General features: G+C 73.1%; 20 protein-coding genes. All 20 read right to left on the reverse strand.

The genetic code is table 11. From position 1 onward, the window contains the following. Positions 1–189: 189 nt before the first annotated feature. A complete protein-coding gene (locus tag K329_RS0115095) occupies positions 190–786 on the reverse strand; it encodes a hypothetical protein (RefSeq protein ID WP_157571755.1) in 597 nt (198 codons plus the stop codon). After that, entirely contained in the window at positions 773–4,354 is a 3,582-nt protein-coding gene (gene dnaE, locus K329_RS0115100; RefSeq protein ID WP_028473703.1) for a DNA polymerase III subunit alpha, read from the reverse strand. The genes K329_RS0115095 and dnaE overlap by 14 nt, the downstream gene beginning before the upstream one ends. A 261-nt stretch (positions 4,355–4,615) precedes the next feature. Next, positions 4,616–5,482 carry an RluA family pseudouridine synthase gene (locus K329_RS0115105; RefSeq protein ID WP_425411482.1) on the reverse strand — a complete coding sequence of 289 codons (867 nt, stop codon included), beginning with the start codon at positions 5,480–5,482 and terminating at the stop codon, positions 4,616–4,618. Positions 5,483–5,550: 68 nt separating this feature from the next. Continuing rightward, positions 5,551–6,135 carry a signal peptidase II gene (gene lspA / locus K329_RS27115; protein ID WP_052336944.1) on the reverse strand — a complete coding sequence of 195 codons (585 nt, stop codon included), beginning with the start codon at positions 6,133–6,135 and terminating at the stop codon, positions 5,551–5,553. Further along, a complete protein-coding gene (locus tag K329_RS0115115; protein WP_028473705.1) occupies positions 6,108–6,548 on the reverse strand; it encodes a TraR/DksA family transcriptional regulator in 441 nt (146 codons plus the stop codon). Before K329_RS0115115 ends, lspA begins: the two co-directional genes overlap by 28 nt. A gap of 232 nt (positions 6,549–6,780) precedes the next feature. Continuing rightward, the gene (locus K329_RS0115120) at positions 6,781–7,545 is read right to left on the reverse strand and encodes a DivIVA domain-containing protein (protein ID WP_043643818.1); all 765 of its coding nucleotides are present in this window, start codon (positions 7,543–7,545) and stop codon (positions 6,781–6,783) included. A 136-nt stretch (positions 7,546–7,681) separates the two neighbouring features. Further along, positions 7,682–7,978 carry a YggT family protein gene (locus tag K329_RS0115125; RefSeq protein ID WP_043643761.1) on the reverse strand — a complete coding sequence of 99 codons (297 nt, stop codon included), beginning with the start codon at positions 7,976–7,978 and terminating at the stop codon, positions 7,682–7,684. 8 nt (positions 7,979–7,986) lie between these two features. Then, entirely contained in the window at positions 7,987–8,502 is a 516-nt protein-coding gene (locus K329_RS0115130; protein ID WP_028473708.1) for a cell division protein SepF, read from the reverse strand. Positions 8,503–8,560: 58 nt separating this feature from the next. Beyond that, on the reverse strand, positions 8,561–9,280 hold the full coding sequence (locus tag K329_RS0115135; protein ID WP_028473709.1) for a YggS family pyridoxal phosphate-dependent enzyme: 720 nt from the start codon (positions 9,278–9,280) through the stop codon (positions 8,561–8,563). Further along, entirely contained in the window at positions 9,277–9,984 is a 708-nt protein-coding gene (locus tag K329_RS27120) for a purine nucleoside phosphorylase YfiH/LACC1 family protein (protein ID WP_043643763.1), read from the reverse strand. The genes K329_RS0115135 and K329_RS27120 overlap by 4 nt, the downstream gene beginning before the upstream one ends. A 9-nt stretch (positions 9,985–9,993) precedes the next feature. Next, positions 9,994–11,223, reverse strand: a complete 1,230-nt coding sequence (ftsZ, locus tag K329_RS0115145; RefSeq protein WP_028473710.1) for a cell division protein FtsZ — start codon at positions 11,221–11,223, stop codon at positions 9,994–9,996. A gap of 314 nt (positions 11,224–11,537) precedes the next feature. Further along, the gene (locus K329_RS27125) at positions 11,538–12,287 is read right to left on the reverse strand and encodes a cell division protein FtsQ/DivIB (RefSeq protein ID WP_043643765.1); all 750 of its coding nucleotides are present in this window, start codon (positions 12,285–12,287) and stop codon (positions 11,538–11,540) included. Beyond that, positions 12,284–13,729 (reverse strand): UDP-N-acetylmuramate--L-alanine ligase, encoded by a 1,446-nt coding sequence (murC, locus tag K329_RS0115155; protein ID WP_028473711.1) that lies wholly within the window; start codon positions 13,727–13,729, stop codon positions 12,284–12,286. The genes K329_RS27125 and murC overlap by 4 nt, the downstream gene beginning before the upstream one ends. Further along, positions 13,729–14,805, reverse strand: coding sequence for an undecaprenyldiphospho-muramoylpentapeptide beta-N-acetylglucosaminyltransferase (gene murG / locus K329_RS0115160; RefSeq protein ID WP_028473712.1), 1,077 nt, complete (start codon positions 14,803–14,805; stop codon positions 13,729–13,731). The genes murC and murG overlap by 1 nt, the downstream gene beginning before the upstream one ends. A 63-nt stretch (positions 14,806–14,868) precedes the next feature. Beyond that, positions 14,869–16,128 (reverse strand): putative lipid II flippase FtsW, encoded by a 1,260-nt coding sequence (gene ftsW / locus K329_RS0115165; RefSeq protein ID WP_245596572.1) that lies wholly within the window; start codon positions 16,126–16,128, stop codon positions 14,869–14,871. Positions 16,129–16,159: 31 nt separating this feature from the next. Continuing rightward, entirely contained in the window at positions 16,160–17,638 is a 1,479-nt protein-coding gene (murD, locus tag K329_RS0115170; RefSeq protein ID WP_425411480.1) for a UDP-N-acetylmuramoyl-L-alanine--D-glutamate ligase, read from the reverse strand. Further along, complete coding sequence (gene mraY / locus K329_RS0115175) at positions 17,620–18,696, reverse strand: phospho-N-acetylmuramoyl-pentapeptide-transferase (RefSeq protein WP_028473715.1); 1,077 nt, start codon at positions 18,694–18,696, stop codon at positions 17,620–17,622. The genes murD and mraY overlap by 19 nt, the downstream gene beginning before the upstream one ends. Then, positions 18,693–20,201 (reverse strand): UDP-N-acetylmuramoyl-tripeptide--D-alanyl-D-alanine ligase, encoded by a 1,509-nt coding sequence (murF, locus tag K329_RS27130; protein WP_084541329.1) that lies wholly within the window; start codon positions 20,199–20,201, stop codon positions 18,693–18,695. The genes mraY and murF overlap by 4 nt, the downstream gene beginning before the upstream one ends. Continuing rightward, positions 20,198–21,811: a UDP-N-acetylmuramoyl-L-alanyl-D-glutamate--2,6-diaminopimelate ligase gene (locus K329_RS27135; RefSeq protein WP_052336945.1), complete on the reverse strand. Its 1,614-nt coding sequence runs from the start codon at positions 21,809–21,811 to the stop codon at positions 20,198–20,200. Before K329_RS27135 ends, murF begins: the two co-directional genes overlap by 4 nt. Before the next feature lie 40 nt (positions 21,812–21,851). Next, positions 21,852–23,651, reverse strand: coding sequence for a peptidoglycan D,D-transpeptidase FtsI family protein (locus tag K329_RS0115190; RefSeq protein ID WP_028473716.1), 1,800 nt, complete (start codon positions 23,649–23,651; stop codon positions 21,852–21,854). Between the last annotated feature and the right edge of the window lie 61 nt (positions 23,652–23,712).

The following is a 23,712-nucleotide window of genomic DNA, read 5'->3' on the forward strand; positions in this document are numbered from 1 at the left end:
CGCTCCCCGACGGCGTCGAGGAGGAGGCGGGGGCGGCAGTGGTCGGTACGGCGGCCGACCGGCCACCCCGAGGGGGCAGGGGCGGCAGCGGCGGTCGGGCGTCGGACGGGTGCGTGGACATGGTTCCCCCTGGTTCTGTGCCGTCGTGCGTGCTCCCGGGTGGGCTCGTACGAGCGGCGGTGGTGCGGATCAGCCGGTCGAGGTCTTCCCCTCGGACGGGTCCCCCAACCGCGGGGTCCCGTCGTCGGAGCGCTGCGGCCCGACCCCGTCAGGCCCCTGCTCGCGGGGCGACGGCCACAGCAGGAAGACGAGGGCCACGCCGAGCACGGCGCCGGCGGGCATGGCGGCGTACGCGCCCCAGCCCTCGACCCGCAGGTCGAGGAGCACGGTGGAGCCGTCGGCGCTCCGCTCCGCGACGTCCGACGCGGCGTCCGGGCCGAGGGCCCGGCCGAGCGCGGCCATCACCCAGCCGGCCACGAGCCCGCTGACCGTGACGGCGCCGAGAGCGAGCCACGGCAGGCGCCGGTGGACGACGGCGGTGAGGAGCCCGGCGCCCAGCCCCGCGACACCCGCCACCACCAGGTAGGTCGCCGTTCCGGAGACCGATCCCTCCACCTGGTCGAGCACGTACGTGAACTCGCCGTCGTAGGCGGCACCCTCCGGCGGCGTCCACCACACGACCCACGCGACGGCGCCGACGACCGCCACCTCGAGGAACCACCTCAGGGTGGTGCCGAGGAACCGGAGCGCGTCGAGGGGTCGCAGCCGGGGTTCAGACCCGGGCATCCGCACCCCCGAGGCACCCGGGGCCGAGCAGCTGCTTGAGGTCGGCGATGAGCGCCGGGCTGCGCGTGACGCGCAGGCGGTCGTCGATCTTCAGCAGGGTGGTCGAGCCGCGCGTCAGCAGGCGCAGGTGCACCTCGGTGTTGCCCGGGTGGGTGCCGAGCACCTCCTTGAGCTCCGCGACGACGGGGCCCGTGCACCGCGTGGAGGGCATCGACAGCACGACCGGCCCGCTGGGTCCGTCGGAGAGGTCGGGGACCGAGATCTCCTGCCCGCGGATCTCCGGCTGGTCCTTGTCGCGCGAGAGCGCGCCGGTGACCCGGATGATCGAGTCGGGCACCAGGTGCTGCGACACGAGCTGGTAGCTGCTCGGGAAGAAGAGCACCTCGATGCCGCCGTCGAGGTCCTCGAGCGTGACCGACGCCCAGGCGTCGCCCTTCTTCGTGATCTTGCGCTGCACCGAGGTCACGAGGCCGCTCACGGTCACGCGGGAGTTGTGGGAGCGCTCCTCGTCGAGCATCAGCTGACCGATGGTGCAGTCGGTGCCCTGCGAGAGCACGTGCTCCAGCCCCAGGAGCGGGTGGTCGGAGACGTAGAGACCGAGCATCTCGCGCTCGTGGCCGAGGAGCGTCGTCTTGTCCCACTCGTCGAGGTCGGGCACCGCGACCGTGATGCCGAAGCCCGCTCCCCCGCCGTCGAGGTCGTCGAGTCCCGCGAAGAGGGAGTCCTGCCCGATGGCCTCGTTGCGCTTGATGTCGACGTACTGGTCGACGGCGGTCTCGTGGATGGCCACCAGCGCACGGCGCTTGTGCTTCATGTCGTCGAAGGCGCCCGCCTTGATGAGGGACTCGACCACGCGCTTGTTGCACACGTGGACCGGCACCTTGTCCATGAAGTCGTTGAAGTCGACGTAGCGGCCCTTCTCCTGCCGACCGGCGACGATCCCGTCGACCACGTTGGCGCCGACGTTGCGCACCGCGGTGAGGCCGAAGCGGATGTCGGTGCCGACCGGGGTGAAGTTGGCCGCCGACTCGTTGACGTCGGGCGGGAGCACCTGGATCTTCATGCGGCGGCACTCGTTGAGGTAGATCGCCGACTTGTCCTTGTCGTCGCGCGTCGACGTCAGCAGGGCCGCCATGTACTCCGCCGGGTAGTTGGCCTTGAGGTACGCCGTCCAGTACGAGACCAGCCCGTACGCCGCAGAGTGGGCCTTGTTGAACGCGTAGTCGGAGAACGGCAGCAGGATGTCCCACAGCGTCTTCACGGCGGCGGCGGAGTAGCCCCGCTCCTGCATGCCCGCCGAGAACCCGGCGAACTGCTTGTCGAGCTCGGACTTCTTCTTCTTGCCCATCGCGCGACGCAGGATGTCGGCCTGACCGAGGCTGTAGCCCGCGAGCTTCTGCGCGATGGCCATGACCTGCTCCTGGTAGACGATCAGGCCGTAGGTCTCGCCCAGGATGTCCTGCAGGGGCTCCGCGAGCTCGGGGTGGATGGCCTCCACCGGCTCGCGCCCGGTCTTGCGGCGCGCGTACTTGTTGTGCGAGTCCGCACCCATCGGGCCGGGGCGGTAGAGCGCGCCGACCGCCGAGATGTCCTCGAACGTGTCGGGCCGCATCGAGCGCAGCAGCGACCGCATCGGCCCGCCGTCGAGCTGGAACACCCCGAGCGTGTCACCGCGCTGCAGCAGCTTGTAGGTCGCCTCGTCGGTGAGCTCGAGGTCCTCCAGCACCACCGTCTCGTCGCGGTTCATCTTGATGTTCTTCACCGCGTCGTCGAGCACCGTGAGGTTGCGCAGCCCCAGGAAGTCCATCTTGATCAGGCCGAGGCCCTCGCAGGTGGGGTAGTCGAACTGGGTGATCATGGCGCCGTCGGAGGGGCGACGCAGCAGCGGGATGACGTCGACGAGCGGCTCGCTCGACATGATGACGCCGGCGGCGTGCACGCCCCACTGGCGCTTGAGGCCCTCGATGCCGATGGCCGTGTCGACGACCCGCTGCACGTCCTTGTCGCCCTCGTAGAGGGTGCGGAACTCGCCGCCCTCGCCGTAGCGCTTGTGCTCGGAGTCGAAGATGTCCTGCAGCGGCACGTCCTTGCCCATCACCGCGGCCGGCATGGCCTTCGTGATGCGGTCGCCCATCGCGAAGGGGTAGCCGAGGATGCGGCTGGAGTCCTTGACCGCCTGCTTCGCCTTGATGGTGCCGTAGGTGACGATGTAGGAGACGCGGTCGTCGCCGTACTTGTCCGTCACGTAGCGGATGACCTCGCCGCGCCGCCGCTCGTCGAAGTCGATGTCGAAGTCGGGCATGGAGACGCGGTCGGGGTTGAGGAACCGCTCGAAGATCAGGCCGTGCTGCAGCGGGTCGAGGTCGGTGATGCGCATCGCGTAGGCCACCATCGAGCCCGCACCGGAGCCACGGCCCGGGCCGACCCGGATGCCGTTGTCCTTCGCCCAGTTGATGAAGTCGGCGACCACGAGGAAGTAGCCCGGGAAGCCCATCTGCGTGATGACGCCGAGCTCGAACTCGGCCTGCTTGCGGACGTCGTCGGGGATGCCGCCGGGGTAGCGGACGTGCAGCCCCCGCTCGACCTCCTTGACCAGCCAGGAGTCCTCGTTCTCACCGGGCGGGCACGGGAACCGGGGCATGTAGGTGCCGTTGCCCTCGGTGAACTCGACCTGGCAGCGCTCGGCGATGAGGAGCGTGTTGTCGCAGGCCTCGCGCAGGTCGTACTTGTCGACCCACAGCGCCCGCATCTCCTCGGCCGACTTCAGGTAGTAGCCGTCGCCCGAGAACGCGAAGCGCTGGCCCGGGCCGTCGCCGGCCGGGATGTCCATCGTGCTGCCCGAGTTGATGCAGAGCAGGTGCTCCTGCGACTTCGCGTCCTCCTTCATCACGTAGTGGGAGTCGTTCGTCGCCACCGGCGGGATGCCCAGGTCCTTGCTCAGGCGCAGCAGGCCGTCGCGCACCCGGTTCTCGATCGACAGGCCGTGGTCCATCAGCTCGAGGAAGTAGTTCTCCTTGCCGAGGATGTCCTGGTAGTCGGCGGCCACCTGGCGGGCTGCCTCGTACTGCCCGTAGCGCAGGTGGACCTGCACCTCGCCCGATGGGCACCCGGTCGTGCCGATGATGCCCTTGCCGTGCTGCGAGAGCAGGTCGCGGTCCATGCGCGGCTGCTTGAAGAAGCCGTCGCGCCACGCACCCGTGGTGAGCCGGAAGAGGTTGTGCATGCCCTCGGTCGTCTCCGAGAGCAGCGTCATGTGGGTGTAGGCGCCGCGGGCCGAGACGTCGTCGGAGCCGCCGTCGTAGAAGTTGTGGCCCTTCTTCTCGAACCGGGAGACGTTCGGCGCGAAGTAGGCCTCGATGCCGATGATCGGCTTCACGCCCGCGTCGACCGCCTTGCGGTAGAACTCGTAGGCGCCGAAGACGTTGCCGTGGTCGGTCATCGCGACCGCGGGCATCCCGAGCTCGGCGGCCCGCTGGGTGAGCTTGCCGAGCCGCGCCGCACCGTCGAGCATCGAGTACTCGGTGTGCACGTGCAGGTGGGCGAACGAGTCGGACGATCCGGCAGCCATGGGCTCTGCGGGCTCCCTTGCAAGCGGTGGTGTTCGGGCGTCGAGCGGGTGGTGCACGGTGGCGCGAGGGCAGCCGCGCAGCCCCGCTCGGAGACGGGGACCGGCGTGCTGGGGGAAGGACGTCAGCCTACGCGACCACCGACGACGATGATGCACCCTCCCACCGACAGTCCCGGCGCGTCGCCGGCCCCCGGAGCCCCTCGGCGACGGCCTCCGGGCCGCAGCCCGCGCCACCGCCCGCGCCACCGTGGGCGGAGGGGCTCAGTACTCGTCGCGGATGGTGTCGAGCGCCTGCGCCAGGTCGTCCGGGTAGGTCGAGTCGTACGTCACGTACTCCCCCGACCCGGGGTGGGTGAAGCCCAGCCGCACGGCGTGCAGCCACTGCCGCTCCAGCCCGACGCGGCGTGCGAGCGTCGGGTCCGCGCCGTACGTGATGTCGCCGACGCAGGGGTGCTTGAGCGCCGACATGTGCACGCGGATCTGGTGGGTGCGCCCCGTCTCGAGGTGCACCTGCAGCAGGCTCGCGAAGCGGTGGGCCTCGAGCGTCTCGTAGTGGGTGACGCTCGCCCGGCCGTCGGCCATGACGGCGAACTTCCAGTCCGACTTCGGGTGGCGGCCGATAGGGGCGTCCACCGTGCCCTCGAGCGGGTCCGGGTGGCCCTGGACGAGGGCGTGGTAGGTCTTGTCGACCGTGCGGTCGCGGAACGCGTTCTTGAGGCGCGAGTACGCCGTCTCCGACTTGCAGATGACCATGACGCCCGAGGTGCCCACGTCGAGGCGCTGGACGATCCCCTGGCGCTCCGAGGCTCCGCTCGTCGCGATCCGGTAGCCCGCGCCGGCGAGGTGCCCGACGACCGTCGGCCCCTTCCAGCCCGGCGACGGGTGCACGGCCACGCCGACCGGCTTGTCGATCACGACGATGTCGTCGTCGTCGTGGATGATCCCGATGCCCTCGACGATCTCGGCACGGATCTCGAGCGGGTCGGCCTGCGAGGGGATGGACACCTCGAGGAGCGCGCCGGCGTGCACCCGGTCGGACTTCGCCGGTGACGACCCGTCGACGGACACGAGACCCTCGGCGATGAGCTCGGCCGAGCGGCTGCGGCTGAGGCCGAACATGCGCGCCATGGCCGCGTCCACCCGCTCCCCCGCCAGCCCGTCGGGCACGAGCACGACGCGCTCGTCGGTGCGCCCGCTCACGTGGCGCTCTCGGCGGGGCCCTCGGCGTCGTCCGCCTTCGGGTCCTCGACCCGGCGGCCGTCGACGCGGAGGCCGCGGAACGCCTGGATCACGATGATGACGGCCGCCACGTTGATGCACATGTCGGCGACGTTGAAGATCGGCCAGTTCGGCAGCCGGATCATGTCGACGACGTGGCCGTGGAACGGCTCCGGCTCCCGGAAGATGCGGTCGGTCAGGTTGCCCGTCACGCCCGCGAGGAGCAGGCCCAGGCCGAGGGCCCAGACCTTGCTGCCGAGACGCCGGCTGACGACGAGCACGACGATCGCGGCGACGATGGAGAGCGTGGTGAAGACCCAGGTGAAGTCGGTGCCGAAGCTGAACGCCGCGCCCGGGTTGAACGCCAGGCGGAGCGTCAGCACGTCGCCGATCACCGAGACGTCGTCACGACCCTCGAGGTGGGCGAGCGCGAGCTGCTTGGTGGTCAGGTCGACGGCGTAGGCGACGGCGGCGATCGCCGCGAACATCAGCCAGGTACGACGACGGGCCGGGGGGCTGCCTGGGTCGCTGGTACTCAGCGACGCTCCTCGCGCTGCTTGCATGACAGGCACAGTGTGGCACGGGGGAACGCCATGACCCTCATCTTCCCGATGGCCTCGCCGCAGGACTCGCAGACCCCGAAGGAGCCGTCGACGACCCGGTCGAGGGTGTGCTCGATCTGCGCCAGCGCCTCGCGCTCGGTGGTGACCATGGCGATCTCCTGGTCCCGCTCGAACGTCGCCGCACCGAGGTCCGCCTGGTCGGGGCCGGCCCCGTCGCCGGAGTCGCGCATCAGGCCCACCAGCTCGACCTCCTGGGCCGCGAGACGGGCACGGAGCTCGTCGCGGTGCTCGCGGAGCTCGCTGGTCACCTCGGCCAGCTCCTCCTCGGTCCAGGGGTCCTCGCCGGGCCGCACGGCCAGGGTCGAGGCCTCCACGGGGCCCGCAGCCTCGGGTGTCACCGGAGAGTTCGTCATCGCTGCCTTCTTCGTGGGGATCGAGGGGGTCGAGCAGGAGGTGGTGCGACCGGTGGCCGGGTGACGCGGGCCGTCGGGTGTGCGGACACTAACGTGCCCCCCACCCGCCCTCCAACAGCCCCTCGGGTGAGCCGCGCCGGTCGTCCGACACCACCCGCGGCCGGCCGGGAGAAGCGACGCGCCCGGCCGTCACGAGGACGGCCGGGCGCGGGAGACGCTGGGGTGGGACGGGTCAGGCGTCCTCGTCACCGAGGATGGAACGCAGGCGCTTCGGCGCAGCACTGCTGTCGCTCAGCGGCTGGGCGTCGCCCGGACCGGCGAGCGCCTCGAGCTGCTGGCTGAAGTAGGTCTTGAGACGCGAGCGGTACTCGCGCTCGAACGACCGGAGCCGCTCGACCTCGCCGTTGAGCTTGTCGCGCTCGCGCTCCAGGTCGCCGAACATCTGCTGGCGACGCTCGGCGGTCTCGGTGTCGAGCATCTGCGAGCGCGTGCGGGCGTCGGCCTCCATGCGGTCGGACTTGCTCTTCGCCTCCGACTCGAGGCGCTCGGCCTTGGTGCGGGCCTCGCCGATGATCTTGTCGGCGTCGTTCTTGGCCTCGTCGACCAGCTCGTCGGCGTTGCGCGTCGCGATCTCGAGCAGGCGGGCCGCGGCGTTGGACGCCTCGGGGACCGTCTCCACGCGGATCGTCTGCACCGGGGCCGCTGCGGCCGGGGCCGGCGTCGGAGCGGGGGCCGGCGTCGGAGCCGGGGTGGGCGCCGGAGTCGGAGCCGGGGCGGGCGTCGGCTCCGGGGCCTTCTCGAAGACCGGCGCGGGCGCCGGGGCACCGGACTGCGCGGCTGCGAGCTTGGACCGCAGGTCGTCGTTCTCCTTCGTCAGGCGGGCCAGCTCGGCCTCCACCTCGTCGAGGAACTGGTCGACCTCACCCATGTCGTAGCCCTCGCGGAGCCGGACGGGAGTAAAGCGCTTGTTGCTCACGTCCTCAGGCGTCAGTGGCATGACCACACCCATTCACTAGTCGGCTTGCAGTTACGTCTCCGGGCACACTAGCGCCTCTCCCGTCACACGGGTTAGTCGCAGCGCCACCTTCGGAGGGAGTCCTCGACGCCGCGCCGGTTCCGCCGGCGCGACGGCTTCAGGACCCGAAGAAGATCGAGTTGCTGATGCTCAGCAGCACCATGCTGCCCACGAGCACGATGAGGAAGCTGAGGTCGAGCGCCACCTGGCCGAGGCGCAGCGGCGGGATCACCCTGCGCAACGCCTTGATCGGCGGGTCGGTGACGGAGTAGACGACCTCCAGCACCACGAGCAGCGGACCCTTCGGCTCCCACGACCGGGCGAAGACCTGCACCCAGTCGACGACGAAGCGGATCCACAGCATCGCGATGAAGACGTAGAGGACGGCCGCGATGACCTGTCCGACGATGTTCACCCGTGACGTCAGCTCTGGTTGAAGAAGCCGCCCGCGACGATGCGCTGCTTGTCCTCGGCGGCGACGGTCACGTTGGGCGGGGAGAGGAGGAACACCTTGCTGGTCACGCGCTCGATGGTGCCACGCGTGGCGAAGACCAGGCCGGCGGCGAAGTCCACGAGGCGCTTCGCGTCCGAGTCGTCCATCTCGGAGAGGTTCATGATCACCGGGACGCCGTCGCGGAAGTTCTCACCGACGGTGCGCGCCTCGTTGTAGGTGCGCGGGTGCAGGGTCGTGATCCGCGAGAGCTCGGCGACCGAGCTCACGGGGGCGACGGGGGTGGCGGCCGCCTGCAGACGACGGCGCTCCGAGATGTCGGCCACGGGCGCGGGTCGCGCCTCGGGCGTACGACGACGCACGGGACGCTCGTCGCGGGCCTCGTCACGCTCGTCCGCCGGCGGGTCGACCTCGTCGTCGTACTCGTCGTACCGGGCGTCCTCGAGCAGGCCGAGGTACTCGCCGATCTTGCGCATCGCGCCGCTCATGACTGACTTCCTCAGGAGTTGTGGCGTGCCGCAAGGACACGCTCGGTTGATTCGGACACTACTGGATCGTTGGCCTCGGACCGAGGACCGCGCGACCGACACGCACGTGTGTCGCCCCCGCCGCGACGGCCTCCTCGAGGTCGCCGCTCATGCCTGCCGAGAGCACCGTCGCCGCCGGGTGCGACGACCGCACCTGCGCGGCGTACGACGCCAGCTCGGCGAACGCCGCAGCCGGGTCGCCGCCCAGCGGAGCGACCGCCATGAGGCCCCCGAGCCGCAGCCCGTCGGTCTCGGCGACCGCCGCGCAGAGGGCGTCCAGCTCGGCCGGGTCGCACCCGGAGCGACCCTCGGCGTCGGGCGGATCGAGGCTGACCTGCACCAGGCACGTCGCCTCCCCCGCCCCCCGCTCGACGGCCCCCCGGGCGAGGCCGGCGAGCAGCTTGCGCCGGTCGACGGACTCGACCACGTCGGCGTACGCCGCGACCGCGGCCGCCTTGTTGCTCTGCAGGCCGCCGATGAAGTGCCACCGCAGACCGAGGTCGGCGCACTCGGCGGCCTTCGCCTCGGCCTCCTGGTGCCGGTTCTCCCCCACGTCGGTGACCCCCAGCCCGGCCAGGAGCCGGACGTCGGAGGCCGGGAAGAACTTGGTGACCACCACGAGCTCGACGTCGTCTGCCGGGCGACCCGCCGCCCGGCAGGCGGCGGCGAGCCGGCGTCGTACGGCGTCGAGGTTCGTCGTCAGCTCGGCCGCCCGCGCCTCGGTCGCCCCGGTGCTCATGCCACCACCTGGACCAGGCCGGCGAGCCGGCCCGCGGAGGCACCGTCGCGACGGTGCGACCAGAGCGCGGGGTCCTCCACCGTGCAGCCGCCGACCTCGGTCGACGGCACCGCCGCGGCGTCGAGCTGCGCCCGGACCCCGGCGGCGACGTCGAGGGCGGGCGTGCCCCACGACGTCTCCGACCAGGAGGCCGGCACCGCGGTGGCGACCTCGGCGCGCATGGCGGCGGGCACCTCGTAGCAGCGGCCGCACACGTGCGGCCCGACCCACGCCCGCAGCTCGGTCGCGCCGAGCTCCCGCAGCGCGGCGACCGTGGCCGGCACGACACCGACCGCCATCCCGACGCGACCCGCGTGAGCCACGCCGACGACGCCGCGCTCGACGTCGGCCAGCACGACCGGCACGCAGTCGGCGACCCGCACCAGCAGGGCGGTGCCGACCTCGTCGGTCACCATCCCGTCGGCCTCGGGCGCCGGACCGTCGCCCCCGGCGGACGCCGCCACGACGGTGGCGCCGTGCACCTGGGACATCCCCCGCACGACCGGCTCGCCGAGCGCCGCACGCACCGCCGCGAGGCCGGCGACGGGGTCGCCGACCTGCGCGGGCGGCGTGCCGGGCAGCGCCAGGTTCAGTGGTCGCCCGTCGTGCGACGCCGAGGTGAAGGCCACCTCGACGCGCCCGACGCGCTCACGGAAGACGAACAACGGCCACGGTCACTTCAGGAAGTCGGGGACGTCGAGGTCGTCGTCGAAGTCCACCTGCGGAGCCGGCGCCGGTCGCTGCGCACCGACGGGTACGGCGGGACGCGGCGTCTCCTGGGGCTGGGGCGGCAGCGGCCGGTGGGCCGGCTGCTGGGCGGGCTGCTGCGGCGCCTGGTACTCGGCCGGACGGCGCTCGGCGGGACGCTGCTGCACGGGCGCCGGGGCGCTCTGCGGCTCGGGACGCGTCTCCTGGCGACCGCGGCCCAGGACGGCGCCACCCTCGCTCTTCTTGGGCATGCCGCCGTCGAAGCCGGCGGCGATGACCGTCACGCGCACCTCGTCGCCCAGGGCGTCGTCGATGGTCGCACCGAAGATGATGTTGGCCTCGGGGTGCACGGCCTCCGCGACGAGCGCGGCCGCCTCGTTGATCTCGAACAGACCGAGGTCGGACCCGCCGGAGATCGAGAGCAGCACGCCGTGCGCGCCGTCGATCGACGCCTCGAGCAGCGGCGAGGAGACCGCCATCTCGGCCGCGGCGACGGAGCGGTCCTCGCCCCGCGCCGAGCCGATGCCCATGAGGGCCGAGCCCGCGTTCGCCATGACCGACTTCACGTCGGCGAAGTCGAGGTTGATCAGACCCGGCGTCGTGATGAGGTCCGTGATGCCGGAGACACCCTGCAGCAGCACCTGGTCGGCCTGCTTGAAGGCGTCGAGCACGCTCACGTTGCGGTCGGAGATCGACAGCAGCCGGTCGTTCGGGATGACGATGAGGGTGTCGACCTCCTCGCGCAGCTGCGCGATGCCCTCCTCGGCCGAGTTCGCGCGGCGGCGACCCTCGAACGCGAACGGGCGGGTGACGACACCGATCGTCAGGGCGCCGAGGGAGCGGGCGATGCGGGCCACGACGGGCGCGCCGCCCGTCCCGGTGCCGCCACCCTCGCCGGCGGTCACGAACACCATGTCGGCGCCCTTGATGACCTCTTCGATCTCGTCCGAGTGGTCCTCGGCGGCACGCGCCCCCACGTCGGGGTTGGCCCCGGCGCCGAGGCCGCGGGTGAGCTCGCGGCCGATGTCGAGCTTGACGTCGGCGTCGCTCATGAGGAGGGCCTGCGCGTCGGTGTTGATCGCGATGAACTCGACCCCCTTGAGGCCGACCTCGATCATGCGGTTGACGGCGTTGACACCTCCGCCGCCGATGCCGACGACCTTGATGATGGCCAGGTAGTTCTGCGCTGCTGCCACGGCGGCCTCGCCTCTCGCGTTGGTGTGGTCGGGTCGTTCGCTGCGGGTCTCAACTCTTACCCTCAGGCTGAGGGTTATAGTTATGTCAACCTCTCGATGTGTAGGACGTTAGGTTCCCGGAGCACGTACGGCGGGGAGGCACGCCGCGTGTCGCGCGTGTCGTCGGATCCATCTGCGTGTCGTCGCGGTGGGAGCGCCCCGTCCGCCCTGTCGCTGGCACCGCGACCCGACGGAGGAGACCCGAGGGGCCGAGGGTGCCGAGGGGCCGAGGGTGCCGAGGGGCCGAGGGGCCGAGGGGCCGAGACGGGTGTTCGTCAGGGGCGGGTGGTGGGGCGCCCGGGGACGCTCACGTCGTACACGCTCGCCTCGACGTCGCCGTTGAGGAGCACGTCGAGCACCTCGCCCTTGGCCACGGACTCGTCGGCGCTCCCCCAGACGACGGTGGCGCCGTCGCGGAGCACCAGGGTGATCTCGTCGACGCTGGACGCCGTGATGGTCTCGACCTTCGTCGCGGTCGACGCCGGCATGGCGGCCACCAGCTTCGCGGCCTCACGGACCGTCTCGTCGCCCGCCTCGGGCTCGAGGTCGATGAGCGGCAGGCCCTCTGGCACCTCGTCGTACCGGCGGAACTCGACCCCCTCGCCGTCGATGCCCCGCAGGCTCTGCCCGCGTGCGACGACGGCCACGACCTCGCGCTCGACCACCTCGACGCGGATCTGGTCGGGCCACGCCCGGCTGACCTCGACCTCGGCGACGGCCGACAGCGCGTCGACCCGCAGGCCAACGGCGTCGAGGTCGACGCGGGCGAGCGGCTCGCCCTCCGGCACCGCCGCGGCGGCCCGGACCTCGTCGACGGTCAGCACGTCGGTGCCCACGACCTCGACGGAGGAGACGGCGAGCACCGACGAGAAGAACACCAGCCACGCCGCCACCGCGCCGGCGACCAGCAGGCCGCCCGCGACCGCGAGCATGCGCCACGACGCCCACCGGGACCGCCGGCGCCGGCGCTCGAAGAGCCGCCGGGTGTCGTCGTCCGCGGTGCGCGGCCGCGTGGAGGTGCTCACGACCCGTCGACCTCCGGGGCGGCGGCTCCCCCGGCCAGCAGGTCGAGCACGCGGGGGCCGACGGTCGTGATGTCACCCGCGCCCAGGGTCAGGACGACGTCACCGGGGCGGGCCCGCGCGACCAGCGCCGCGGGCACGTCCACGAGGGCCGGCACGAAGGCCACGGCCTCGGCGGGCAGGGGGACGGTGCCGGCGACGAGGGCACCCGTCACGGCCGGGTCGGCGTCCTCGCGGGCGAGGTAGACGTCGGCGACGACGACCTCGTCCGCCGCGCCCAGGGCCACGCCCATGGCCTCGCCGAAGATCCGCGTGCGGGAGACGAGGTGGGGCTGGAAGGCCACGACGACCCGTCCCTCCCCCGCGACCGACCGGGCGGCCTGCAGGTCGCCGGCGATCTCCTGGGGGTGGTGGGCGTAGCTGTCGTAGACACGGACGCCGGCGGCCTCTCCCTTGAGCTCCATCCGGCGCCGCGTGCCCGTGAAGGAGGCCAGCCCCTCGCACAGCGCGTCGGCGTCGAGCCCGAGAGTGAGACCGAGGGCGAGCGCGGCGGCGGCGTCGAGCACGTAGTGGCGGCCCGGGATGCGCAGCGCGACCGGACCGACCTCGCGGCCGTCGGCCGTGGCCCGGAGCGTGAAGTACGAGCGGGTGCCCTCGAAGCGGACGTCGCGCACGAGCCAGTCGGCGTCGTACCCCTCCCCCACGGCGATCGCCCGCATGCCGCGGCCCCGCGCCGTGCGCACCAGCTCGGCCGCCCCGGGGTCGTCGGTGCAGGCGACGAGGAAGCCGTCGGGCTCGATGCGCTCGAGGAAGTCGTCGAAGGCGGCCCGGTAGGCGGCCTCGGTGCCCCACACGTCGAGGTGGTCGGCCTCGACGTTGGTCACGATCGCGGCGTGGGGCCGGTAGACGAGGAAGGCGCCGTCGCTCTCGTCCGCCTCCGCCACGAAGTGCGGGCCCGCGCCGTCGTGGGCGTTGCTGCCGGTCTGCGCGAGGTCGCCGCCGATCGTGTACGACGGGTCCGCGCCGGCCGCGCGCAGCGCCATGGTCAGCAGCGACGTGGTGGTCGTCTTGCCGTGGGTGCCCGCGACGGCCAGGACCTGCTTGCCCGCCATCACGGAGGCGAGCCCCGCCGACCGGGGCAGCACCCGCAGGCCGCGGGCGAGGGCCTCGACCACCTCGGGGTTGTCCTCCCGGACGGCGGTGGAGACGACGAGGGTGTCGGCGTCGCCCAGCTGCTCGGCGGCGTGGCCGACGTGCACGCGCGCACCGGCGGCCTCGAGGGCGGTGAGCGTGGCCGAGGGGGCGCCGTCGCTGCCGGAGACCGTGACGCCGCGGGCGAGCATGATGCGGGCGATCGCGGAGAGCCCGGCGCCGCCGATGCCGACGAAGTGGACGTGGCCGAGACGGTCGACGGGCAGCAGCTCGTCGGGGACGGGGATCCTCATCACGCACCCCCGGCGGCACGGATCAGGTCGGCGAGCTTGTCGTCCGCGTCGCGCGGGATGAGGGCCGACGCGGCGGCGCCCATCGCCGACAGGCGGGCGGGGTCGCCCGCGAGGTCGGGGACCGTCGCGGCGATCCAGTCGGAGGTGAGCGCGTCGTTCGCGACCATGAGCCCGCCGCCGGCGTCGACGACCGGGCGCGCGTTGAGCTCCTGCTCGCCGTTGCCGATCGGCAGCGGGACGAAGATCGCGGGCAGGCCGACGGCCGCCGCCTCGGTGACGCTCGACGCCCCGGCCCGGCACAGCACCAGGTCGGCGCTGGCGTAGGCGAGGTCCATGCGGTCGACGTAGTGCTCGACCACGTAGGGCACGCCGTCGACGCGCACCGGCTCCGCCTCGCCCTTCGGGCCCACGACGTGCAGCACCTGCACGCCGCCGGCGGCCAGCGCGCCGGCGGACGCCGCCACCGCCTGGTTGAGCGCACGGGCGCCCTGGGAGCCCCCCGTCACCAGCAGGGTGGGCAGCGCGGGGTCGAGCCCGAAGTGGGCCCGCGCCTCGTCGCGCAGGGCCGCGCGGTCGAGGGTCGAGATCATCCGGCGGATGGGCAGCCCGACGTACGTCGCGCCGCGCAGCGGGGTGTCCGGGAAGCTGACGGCCACCGTGCCGGCGAGACGGGCGCCGACCTTGTTGGCGATGCCCGGCAGCGCGTTCTGCTCGTGCACGACGAGGGGCACCTTGCGGCGCTGCGCCGCGACGTACACCGGCATCGAGACGTAGCCGCCGTAGCCGACGACCACGTCGGGCTCGAAGCGGTCGATCACGGCGCCGGCCTCCTTGACGGCCTGCCGCAGCCGCAGCGGCACGCGCAGGAGGTCGGCGTTGGGGCGGCGGGGCAGCGGGACGGGCGGGATGAGCGCGAGCTCGTGCCCGGCGGCGGGCACCACCCGGGTCTCCAGGCCCCGGGCCGTGCCGACGCAGAGCACCTGCGTGTCGGCGTCCCGACGCAGCAGGGCGTCGGCCGTCGCGAGGAGCGGGGAGGTGTGGCCGGCGGTTCCTCCGCCGGCGAGCAGCACGCGCAATGTCGACCTTCCGTCAGGGTCTCGTGGTTCGTCCTCGGCTGGTGCGGTGGGCGACCAGGAGGATCAGCGGTTGCGCCGCCGCGCCTCGAGGGCGGCGGCCGCCTCCGGCTCCCGTCGGGCGAACCCGATGAGGAGCCCGAGGGCGACCAGCGACGGCACCAGCGCCGACCCACCGTACGAGACGAGCGGCAGGGGGATGCCGATGACCGGCAGGAGCGCGAGCACCATGCCGATGTTGATGACGGCCTGCCCGAGCAGCCAGATGACGATCCCGAAGGACGCGTAGCGGATGAACGGGTCCTTCGTCGCCCCGGCGACCCGGATGGCGGCGAACCCGATCGTGAGAAAGAGCCCGAGCACCAGGAGGGTGCCCACGAGGCCGAGCTCCTCGCCCAGCACGGCGAAGATGAAGTCGGTGTGGGCCTCCGGCAGGTCGCCCCACTTCTGCTGGCTGGCGCCGATGCCTTGGCCGAAGATGCCGCCCGACGAGAGCGCGAAGAGACCGTGGGCGGGCTGCCAGCCGGCGTCGTGGAAGTCCTGGAACGGGTCGAGGAAGTTCGTGATGCGCTTCACGCGCTCGGCGTTGGTCGTGGCCAGGTAGAGCACACCCACCCCGACCGCCGAGAGCGCGATCGCGAAGAGGCGGCCCGGGGCGCCCACCACCCAGAGCAGCCCGAGCAGGATGCCGAAGAGCACGAGGGCCGTACCGAGGTCGCGCTGCGCCACCACGAGACCCGTCACGAGGAGCACGCCGGGCACGACGGGCACGAGCACGTGGCTCAGCCGGTCGAGGTGCTTCTCCTTGACCGCGTAGACGTGCGCCGCCCACAGCACGATGGTCAGCTTCGCGATCTCGGAGGGCTGGATCTGCACCGGCCCGAGGGCCAGCCAGTTCTTGTTGCCGTTGACCTCGACGCCGAGCGGGGTCTGCGTGAGCGCGAGCAGCACCATCGCGACCGGCAGCGCGACCCAGGTCATGCGCCGGATGAACGAGAGCGGCACCCGGGCCGCGACGAGGGCCGCGAGCAGCCCGATGACGGCCCACATCAGCTGGCGCCGCACGACCGCGTAGGAGTCGCCGAGGTAGGTGAAGGCGTAGACGCTCGAGGCGCTCAGCACCATGACCAGGCCGATGGTCAGCAGGAGCGCCGAGGCGCCGAGCAGGAGGTAGTACGACGTCAGCGGCCGGTCGAGCGCGTGGCGCAGGGCGTCCAGGCCGGCGAACCGGGACCGGCGGGGCCGGTCGAGCGGGTCGAGGTCCTCGTCGTCCGACGGTCGCGCGGTGCGCGACCGGGAGGACGTCTCGGGCGTCAGCATCACCATGCCCGTGCTCCCTCCCTCGGGGCGGGAGCGCTCAGCCGCGTCCCTGCCGTCGTCGTACCGCTGCTGCGAACGCGTCACCGCGCTCGCCGTAGTTCGCGAACATGTCCATCGAGGCGCAGCCCGGCGCGAGCAGCACCGTGTCGCCCTCGCGGGCGAGGCCGGCGGCGGCCGCGACGACACGCTCCATGGGGTCGTTCCCGGAGGAAGTCTCGTCGTCGTCGAGCGTGATGAGCGGGACATCCGGCGCGTGTCGCGCGAGGGCGTCGACGATCACGTCGCGGTCCCGCCCGTAGACCACGGCCCCGCGGAGCCGCCCGGCGGTGGCGCGCACGAGGTCGTCGAACCGCGCGCCCTTGGCCAGGCCACCGGCGACCCACACCACCGGGTCGTAGGCCTGCAGCGACGACTGGGCCGCGTGCGGGTTGGTCGCCTTCGAGTCGTCGACGTACCGCACCCCGGCCACCTCGCCCACCTCGGCGATCCGGTGGCCGTCGGGGCGGAAGGCGCGGAGGCCGTCACGGACGGCGGCCTGCGAGACCCCGTGGGAGCGGGCCAGCGCCGCCGCGGCCAGGGCGTTGGCGACGAAGTGCGGCGCCGGCGAGGCGAGGTCGGCGATCGTGCACAGCTCGGCGGCGTTCTGCTCGCGGCCCTCGACGAAGGCGCGGTCGGCGAGGATGTCCTCCACCAGGCCGACCATGCCGACGCGGGGCATGCCGAGCGTGAACCCGATCGCGCGGGCCCCCTCGACGACGTCCGCGTCGCGCACCATCTGCTCGGTCGCCGGGTCGGCCACGTTGTAGACGCAGGCCCGCTGCACCTGGTCGTAGACGCGGGCCTTGTCGGCCGCGTAGGCGGCCATGTCGTCGTACCAGTCGAGGTGGTCCTCGGCGAGGTTGAGCACCGCCGCGGACTCCGGGCTCATGGAGCGCGTGTAGTGCAGCTGGAAGCTCGAGAGCTCGACCGCCAGCACGTCGTACGGCGTGGGGTCCATGACCGCCTCGACCACCGGCATCCCGACGTTGCCCACCGCGGCGCTGCGCAGGCCGGCGGCGGTGAGGATCGAGTGGAGCATCTGGACGGTCGTGGTCTTGCCGTTCGTGCCGGTGATCGCGAGCCACGGCGCGGGGCGCTCGGGGTCGCGCAGCCGCCACGCGAGCTCGACCTCGCCCCAGATCGGTACGCCGCGCGCGGCCGCCTGGGCGAGCAGCGGCGCGGTGGGCCGCCAGCCCGGCGAGGTGACGAGCACGTCGACGTCGTCGGGCAGCGTCGCCGTGCTGCCCTCCCCCAGCCGCACGGTGGCGCCCAGGACCTCGAGCAGCTCGCCCTTCTCGGGCCGGTCGCCCGCCGTCGAGTCGTCGAGCGCGGTGACGTCGGCACCGAGGTGGGTGAGGTTGTCGGCCGCCGCGAACCCGGAGACGCCGAAGCCCGCCACGACGGCGCGCACGCCGTCCCAGCTGTCCTGCCGACCGAGCGCGAGGGGGTCGCGTCGGGTCACAGGTTCGCCACCCACTCGGCGTAGAAGATGCCCATGCCCGCGGCGACGAAGATGCCGGTGATGATCCAGAAGCGGATCACGACCGTGACCTGCTCCCAGCCGCGCATCTCGAAGTGGTGGTGCAGCGGGGCCATCCGGAAGATCCGCTTGCCGCCCGTGGCCTTGAAGAACCCGACCTGCAGCATCACCGAGAGCGCCTCGATGAGGAAGAGCCCACCGAGGATGACGAGCAGCAGCTCGGTGCGGGTGAGGATCGCGAGGCCGGCGAGCGCGCCACCGAGCGCGAGCGAGCCCGTGTCGCCCATGAAGATGCGGGCCGGCGAGGCGTTCCACCACAGGAAGCCGAAGCAGGAGCCCGTGATGGCCGCCGAGATGATCGCCAGGTCGAGCGGGTCGCGCACCTCGTAGCAGTAGACCGACGTCTCACCCGGCTGGCAGATCTGGTTGAACTGCCAGATGTTCACCAGCGTGTAGGCGCCGAAGACCATCGTGGCGGCACCCGCGGCGAGGCCGTCGAGGCCGTCGGTGAGGTTCATGCCGTTGCTCGTGCCCGCGATGATGAACCAGATGAGCAGGACCGCGACGACCGTCGGCAGCGCCAGCCACGCGATGTCGCGCAGGAACGAGATGTTGTTGGACGCCGGGGTCAGGCCGGTGGTCTCGGACTCCAGCCACGGGGAGAGCGCGAGGGCGCCGAACGAGAGCGCGATGACGGTCTGCCCGATCATCTTCGCCTTGCTCCGCAGGCCCAGGCTGCGCTGCTTGTAGATCTTGATGAAGTCGTCGAGGAACCCGACCATGCCGAGCCCGACGAACAGGAAGAGCAGCAGCCACGCCGACGCCGAGGGCGCCGTCCAGGTCACCAGCTTCGCGACGAGGTAGCCCACGACGGACGCCATGATGATGACGATGCCGCCCATGGTGGGCGTGCCGCGCTTCGTGTGGTGCGACGTCGGTCCGTCGTCGCGGATCTCCTGGCCGTAGCCCTTCGCCGACAGCACGGTGATCGCCACGCGCGTGCCGAGCAGCGAGAGGATGAGGGCGAGTCCGCCCCCGAGCAGGATCGCTCTCACGTCGTCGGTCCTTCCTCTGTGCTGGCTGTCGGGCTGGCTGTCGGGCTGGCTGTCGGGCTGGCTGTCGGGCTGGCTGTCGGGCTGGCTGTCGGGCTGGCTGTCGGGCTGGCTGTGCGGCCGTCCGGGGGGTCCCCCGGCTCGAGCAGGCCCGCGGCGAGCACCTCGAGGGCCGCTCCGCGCGACGCCTTGACGAGCACGACGTCACGAGCCGAGACATTGTGTCGCAGCCAGGCCGACGCGGCCTCACGCGTCGGGGTGACGTGCACCTCAGTGGTGGCGGTCGGCACGCCGGCGGCGATCAGCGCGCCGGCCTCGCCGACCGCGACGAGCACGTCGACGCCCTCGGCGGACACCCGGGCGCCGAGCGCTCGGTGGGCCTCCTCGGCCCCGTCGCCCAGCTCGAGCATCTCCCCCAGCACCGCGACCGTGCGGGCCTCCGGGCGGCGCCGGCCGATGGCGGCCAGCGTTCCGACGGCCGCGCCCATGGAGGCCGGGTTGGCGTTGTAGGCGTCGTTGACGACGACCAGGCCGTCGGCGCGCTCGGAGATCTCCATGCGCCAGCGCGACGCCGACCGGGCCGTGGCGAGGGCGGCGACGACGTCGTCGAACGGGATTCCCACCCCGAGCGCCAGGGCGGCGGCGGCCGCGGCGTTGGCGACCTGGTGCTCGCCCGACAGCAGCAGGGTCAGCGGGGCCCAGGCGCCGTCGTGGCCGAGCTCGACGCTGGGCCGCCCGAGGTCGTCGACCGTCAGCCCGCGCCAGGCCACGTCGCCGGCCTCGCCGAACGTGAGGACCCGCGCCGTCGTGCGCCGGTCCATGGCGGCCGTGCGGACGTCGTCGGCGTTGAGCACGGCGGTGCCCGTCTCCCCCAGCGCCTCGACGATCTCGCCCTTCGCCCGGGCGATGGCGTCGACCGAGCCGAACTCGCCGACGTGGGCGGTGCCGACGTTCAGCACCGCCGCGGCCGCGGGCGGGGCGATCTCGCAGAGGTAGGCGATGTGCCCGATGCCGCGGGCACCCATCTCGACCACGAGGTACGACGTCGTGGCGTCGGCGCGCAGCACCGTGAGCGGCACGCCGAGCTCGTTGTTGAGGTTGCCGGCGGTCGCGACCGTGGGGCCGGCGGCGGCCAGCACGTGGGCGAGGAAGTCCTTGGTGCCGGTCTTGCCCTGGCTGCCGGTGAGCGCGACGACCGTGACGTCCGGCAGGCGGTCGAGCACGGCGCGCGCGAGGCGGCCCAGGCCGACGACGGGGTCGTCGACGACGACCGCGGGCGCTCCGACCGGACGGGCGGCGAGGACGGCGGCGGCGCCGGCCGCGACCGCGCCGGCGGCGTAGTCGTGCCCGTCGACCCGCTCCCCCGCGACCGCGACGAAGAGGCCGCCGGCGGGGACGGCCCGGCTGTCGAGCGAGGCGGGCGCGGAGACGACGACCCCGGCCGCGGTGGGCGGGTCGACGTACCCGCCCGTGGCGGCGGCGACCTCCGCGAGCGTCAGCGGGATCACGCGACCACGCTCCCGCGGGCGGCGATCTCCTCGGCCGCGACGACCCGGTCGTCGAACGGGGAGACGACCCCGTGGATCTCCTGGCCGGTCTCGTGGCCCTTGCCCGCGACGACCACGATGTCACCGGGTCCGGCCAGGGCGAGCGCCCGGCGGATCGCGAGGCGGCGGTCGCCCTCCTCCACGAGCAGTGCGCGCTCGCCGTCGGACAGCTCCGCGGCGCCGGCGAGCACCTCGGCGCGGATCGCCGCCGGGTCCTCCGTGCGCGGGTTGTCGTCGGTCACGACGAGCACGTCGGCGAGCTCGGCGCCGATCCGGCCCATGAGGGGGCGCTTGCCGGGATCGCGGTCGCCGCCCGCACCGAGCACCAGCACGAGGCGGCCGTCGGTGAGCGGGCGCAGCGTGCCGAGCGCGGCGGCGACGGCGTCGGGCTTGTGGGCGTAGTCGACGACCACCGTGTAGTCCTGGCCCGCGTCGACCCGCTCGAGGCGGCCGGGCACCCCGCCGGAGCGCGCGAGACCGGCGGCGGCCAGCTCGGCGTCGACCCCGACCTCGACCAGCGCGGCGAGCGCGGCGACGGCGTTCGCCACGTTGAACCGGCCGGGCAGGGCGACCGCGGAGCGCACCGCGAGGCCACCGGGACCGTGGAGCGTGAAGCAGGACCCCTCGGGGAGCGCCTCGACGGCCTCGACCCACCAGTCCGCGGGCTCGCCCGGCTGCCACTCCGGCGACGCGTCACCGGGAGCGACGGAGAACGTGCGCACCTCGAGGCCGGTCTCCCGGGCCTCGTGCACGAGCCGCCGACCGAACTCGTCGTCGACGTTGACCAGGCCGCGCCGGGCCCGCTCGGGCGTGAAGAGGCTCGCCTTCGCCGCGAAGTACTCCTCCACGTCGGCGTGGAAGTCGAGGTGGTCGCGACCGAGGTTCGTGAAGACGGCGACGTCGAACACGACGCCGTCGACCCGACCGAGCACGAGGGCGTGGCTGGAGACCTCCATGGCGCAGACGGCGACCTCCTGCTCGACCATCGCCGCGAAGAGCGCGTGCAGGTCGGGCGCCTCGGGGGTCGTCAGCGAGGTCTTGATCTCGGCGCCGCGCACCCGGGTGCCGACCGTGCCCACGACGGCGGCGCGCACGCCGGCGGCCGTGAGCGCCGCGTCGGCGAGGCGGGTGGTGGTGGTCTTGCCCTGGGTGCCGGTCACGGCGACCGTCGCCATCCGGGCGGCGGGAGCGCCGTACAGCCAGGCGGCGAGCCGACCCAGCAGCGCTCGGGGCTGCTCGGTCACGAGCACGGGCACGGCGACCCCGGCCCCGGCGCAGCGGCGGGCGCCGTCCGGGTCGGTGAGGATCGCGACCGCACCGGCGTCGACGGCAGCGGGGGCGTAGTCCGCCCCGTGCGCGCGGGCGCCGGGCAGGGCGACGTACAGGTCGCCGGGCAGGACCCGGGCGGTGCTGAGGGTGACGCCCGTGACCGGCGTCGGACGACCGTCGTCGGGCACCGTCGCCGTGGCGTCCGCCGCGACGAGCCAGTCGACGACCTCACCGAGCGGCACGGCGCGCGGGTGGCGCGGCCGGGCGCCGGCGACGGCGTCGACGGGAGGGATCGAGGTCATCGGAGCAGCCTAAGCCAGGTCGTGACCGTCGCTCGCCGGGTCACCACTCGACCGGCAGCGTCGACGGCGCGGCCCCGGTCGGCGCCACGGCGTACTTGCGGAGCACGTGCGACATGATCTGCGCGAACGCCGGCGCCGCGACCGTGCCGCCGCCGCCCGAGCTGGGGTCCTGCACGACGACGTACACCGTGAAGCGAGGGTCGTCGGCGGGCGCGAAGCCGGCGAAGGAGACGGTCGTCCCGTCGTAGCCGCCGTCGACGGCCCGCTGCGCCGTGCCCGTCTTGCCCGCCACGCGGTAGCCCGGGATCTGCGCACCCGGCGCCACACCGACCTCGGGGTCGACGACGCGCTCCATCATCTCGGCGGTGTCGCGCGCGGCCTGCTCGCTGACGACGCGGTGGGAGGTGGCGGTGTCGGTGCCGACCTGGGTCCCGTCGGCCGCGGTGGCGGTGCCCTGGACGATGCTCGGCGAGATCAGCACGCCGTCGTTGGCGATGGCGTTGATGGCGCTGATCATCTGCACGGCGGTCACCGACATCGACTGGCCGAAGGCGATGCGGTCGTGCTCCATCTGAGTCCACGCGTCGGCGGCCGGCAGGATGCCGCGGGCCTCGCCGCGCACCCCGAGGTTGGTCGTCTGGCCGAGACCGAAGTCGGCGAGGTAGTCGTGCAGCTCGTCGTCGGTGAACCGGTTCGCCGCCAGCACCGTGCCGATGTTCGACGACTTGGCGAGCACGCCGGCCAGGGTGAGGCGCAGGTCGCCGTGCTCCCAGTAGTCGCCGATGCGGCTGTCGCCGCTCTCCAGGTACGGCGGCACCTCGATGCGCGTCTCCGGGGTGACCTCACCGGCGTCGATGAGGGCGGCCGCCGTCAGCGCCTTCTGCACCGAGCCGGGCTCGTACACGTCGTTGAGCGCCCGCGAACCGCGGTCGGCGTCGGGCGAGAGCAGGGGGCTGTTGGCGTCGTACGTCGGGTAGTCGGCGAGCGCGATGAGCTCGCCGGTCAGGGTGTCCATGACGATGGCCGTGCCGGACTCGCCGCCGGACTCCTCGACGGTCTGCGCGAGCACCCGCTGGGTGTACCACTGGACGTCGCGGTCGATCGTGAGCTGCAGGTCCTCGCCGTTCACCGGCTCGACCGTGGAGCTGTCGCCGAGCGGGATGATGTTGCCGCCGCCGACCTGGTAGCGCGCCGAGCCGTCGGTGCCGGCCAGCTGGTCGTCGAAGGTGAGCTCGAAGCCGCTGAGGGGCTCGTCGGTGCCCATCCAGCCCAGCACGTTGGCCGCGACGTCGCCGGCCGGGTAGTCCCGCACCGGGTCGCCCTCGGTGTAGACGCCCGCGAACCCGGCCTCCTTGACCTCCTCCACCACCGCGAGGGCGGTGGTCGAGGGCACGCGGCGCGCGACGTACTCGTAGCGGCTGCCGTCCTGCTGGAGCTTCTGGAGCGTCGTGAAGTAGTCGGCGTCGAGGCCGGTCGCGAGGATGCGGGCGATCTCGGGGGCGTCGTCCCGCGTCTGCGAGGGGTCGGCGATGACCATCAGGCCCTCGACCGACACGGCCAGCGGCTCGCCGGTGCGGTCGACGATGTCGCCCCGCGCGGCGGGGAGCACGACCTCACGGGTGCCCCGGGCGGCCGCCATGGCGGCGTACTCCTCGGGGTCGATGCCCTGCAGCTGCACGAGCCGGGCCGCGAACAGCGACATCACCATCGCGATGAGCACCAGGCCCACGCGCAGCCGCAGCTGGGCGGAGCCACGCCGGGAGGGACGGGCTGCTGCGCCCGCTCCCCGACCGCCGGGCGGTCGCCGCAGCGGCTGGCGGTCGCGGGTTCGAGGGCTCACACACACTCCGATGTCGGGTCGGGCCGGGCTGTCGGGCCGGGCTGTCTGGGTGGGGCCATTC

It is taken from the genome of Nocardioides alkalitolerans DSM 16699 (genome assembly GCF_000426525.1).
Taxonomy (GTDB): Bacteria; Actinomycetota; Actinomycetes; order Propionibacteriales; family Nocardioidaceae; genus Nocardioides; species Nocardioides alkalitolerans.

Excerpts from the sequence above, each read along its gene's own strand:
- K329_RS0115135 (WP_028473709.1), bottom strand. The coding sequence starts at position 9,280 with ATGAGCACCGGGGCGACCGAGGCGCGGGCGGCCGAGCTGACGACGAAC.
- lspA (WP_052336944.1), bottom strand. The coding sequence starts at position 6,135 with ATGCAAGCAGCGCGAGGAGCGTCGCTGAGTACCAGCGACCCAGGCAGC.
- dnaE (WP_028473703.1), bottom strand. The coding sequence starts at position 4,354 with ATGGCTGCCGGATCGTCCGACTCGTTCGCCCACCTGCACGTGCACACC.
- K329_RS0115095 (WP_157571755.1), bottom strand. The coding sequence starts at position 786 with ATGCCCGGGTCTGAACCCCGGCTGCGACCCCTCGACGCGCTCCGGTTC.
- K329_RS0115115 (WP_028473705.1), bottom strand. The coding sequence starts at position 6,548 with ATGACGAACTCTCCGGTGACACCCGAGGCTGCGGGCCCCGTGGAGGCC.
- K329_RS0115105 (WP_425411482.1), bottom strand. The coding sequence starts at position 5,482 with ATGGCGCGCATGTTCGGCCTCAGCCGCAGCCGCTCGGCCGAGCTCATC.
- K329_RS0115120 (WP_043643818.1), bottom strand. The coding sequence starts at position 7,545 with ATGCCACTGACGCCTGAGGACGTGAGCAACAAGCGCTTTACTCCCGTC.
- K329_RS27135 (WP_052336945.1), bottom strand. The coding sequence starts at position 21,811 with ATGACCTCGATCCCTCCCGTCGACGCCGTCGCCGGCGCCCGGCCGCGC.
- ftsW (WP_245596572.1), bottom strand. The coding sequence starts at position 16,128 with ATGGTGATGCTGACGCCCGAGACGTCCTCCCGGTCGCGCACCGCGCGA.
- K329_RS0115130 (WP_028473708.1), bottom strand. The coding sequence starts at position 8,502 with ATGAGCGGCGCGATGCGCAAGATCGGCGAGTACCTCGGCCTGCTCGAG.
- murC (WP_028473711.1), bottom strand. The coding sequence starts at position 13,729 with ATGAGGATCCCCGTCCCCGACGAGCTGCTGCCCGTCGACCGTCTCGGC.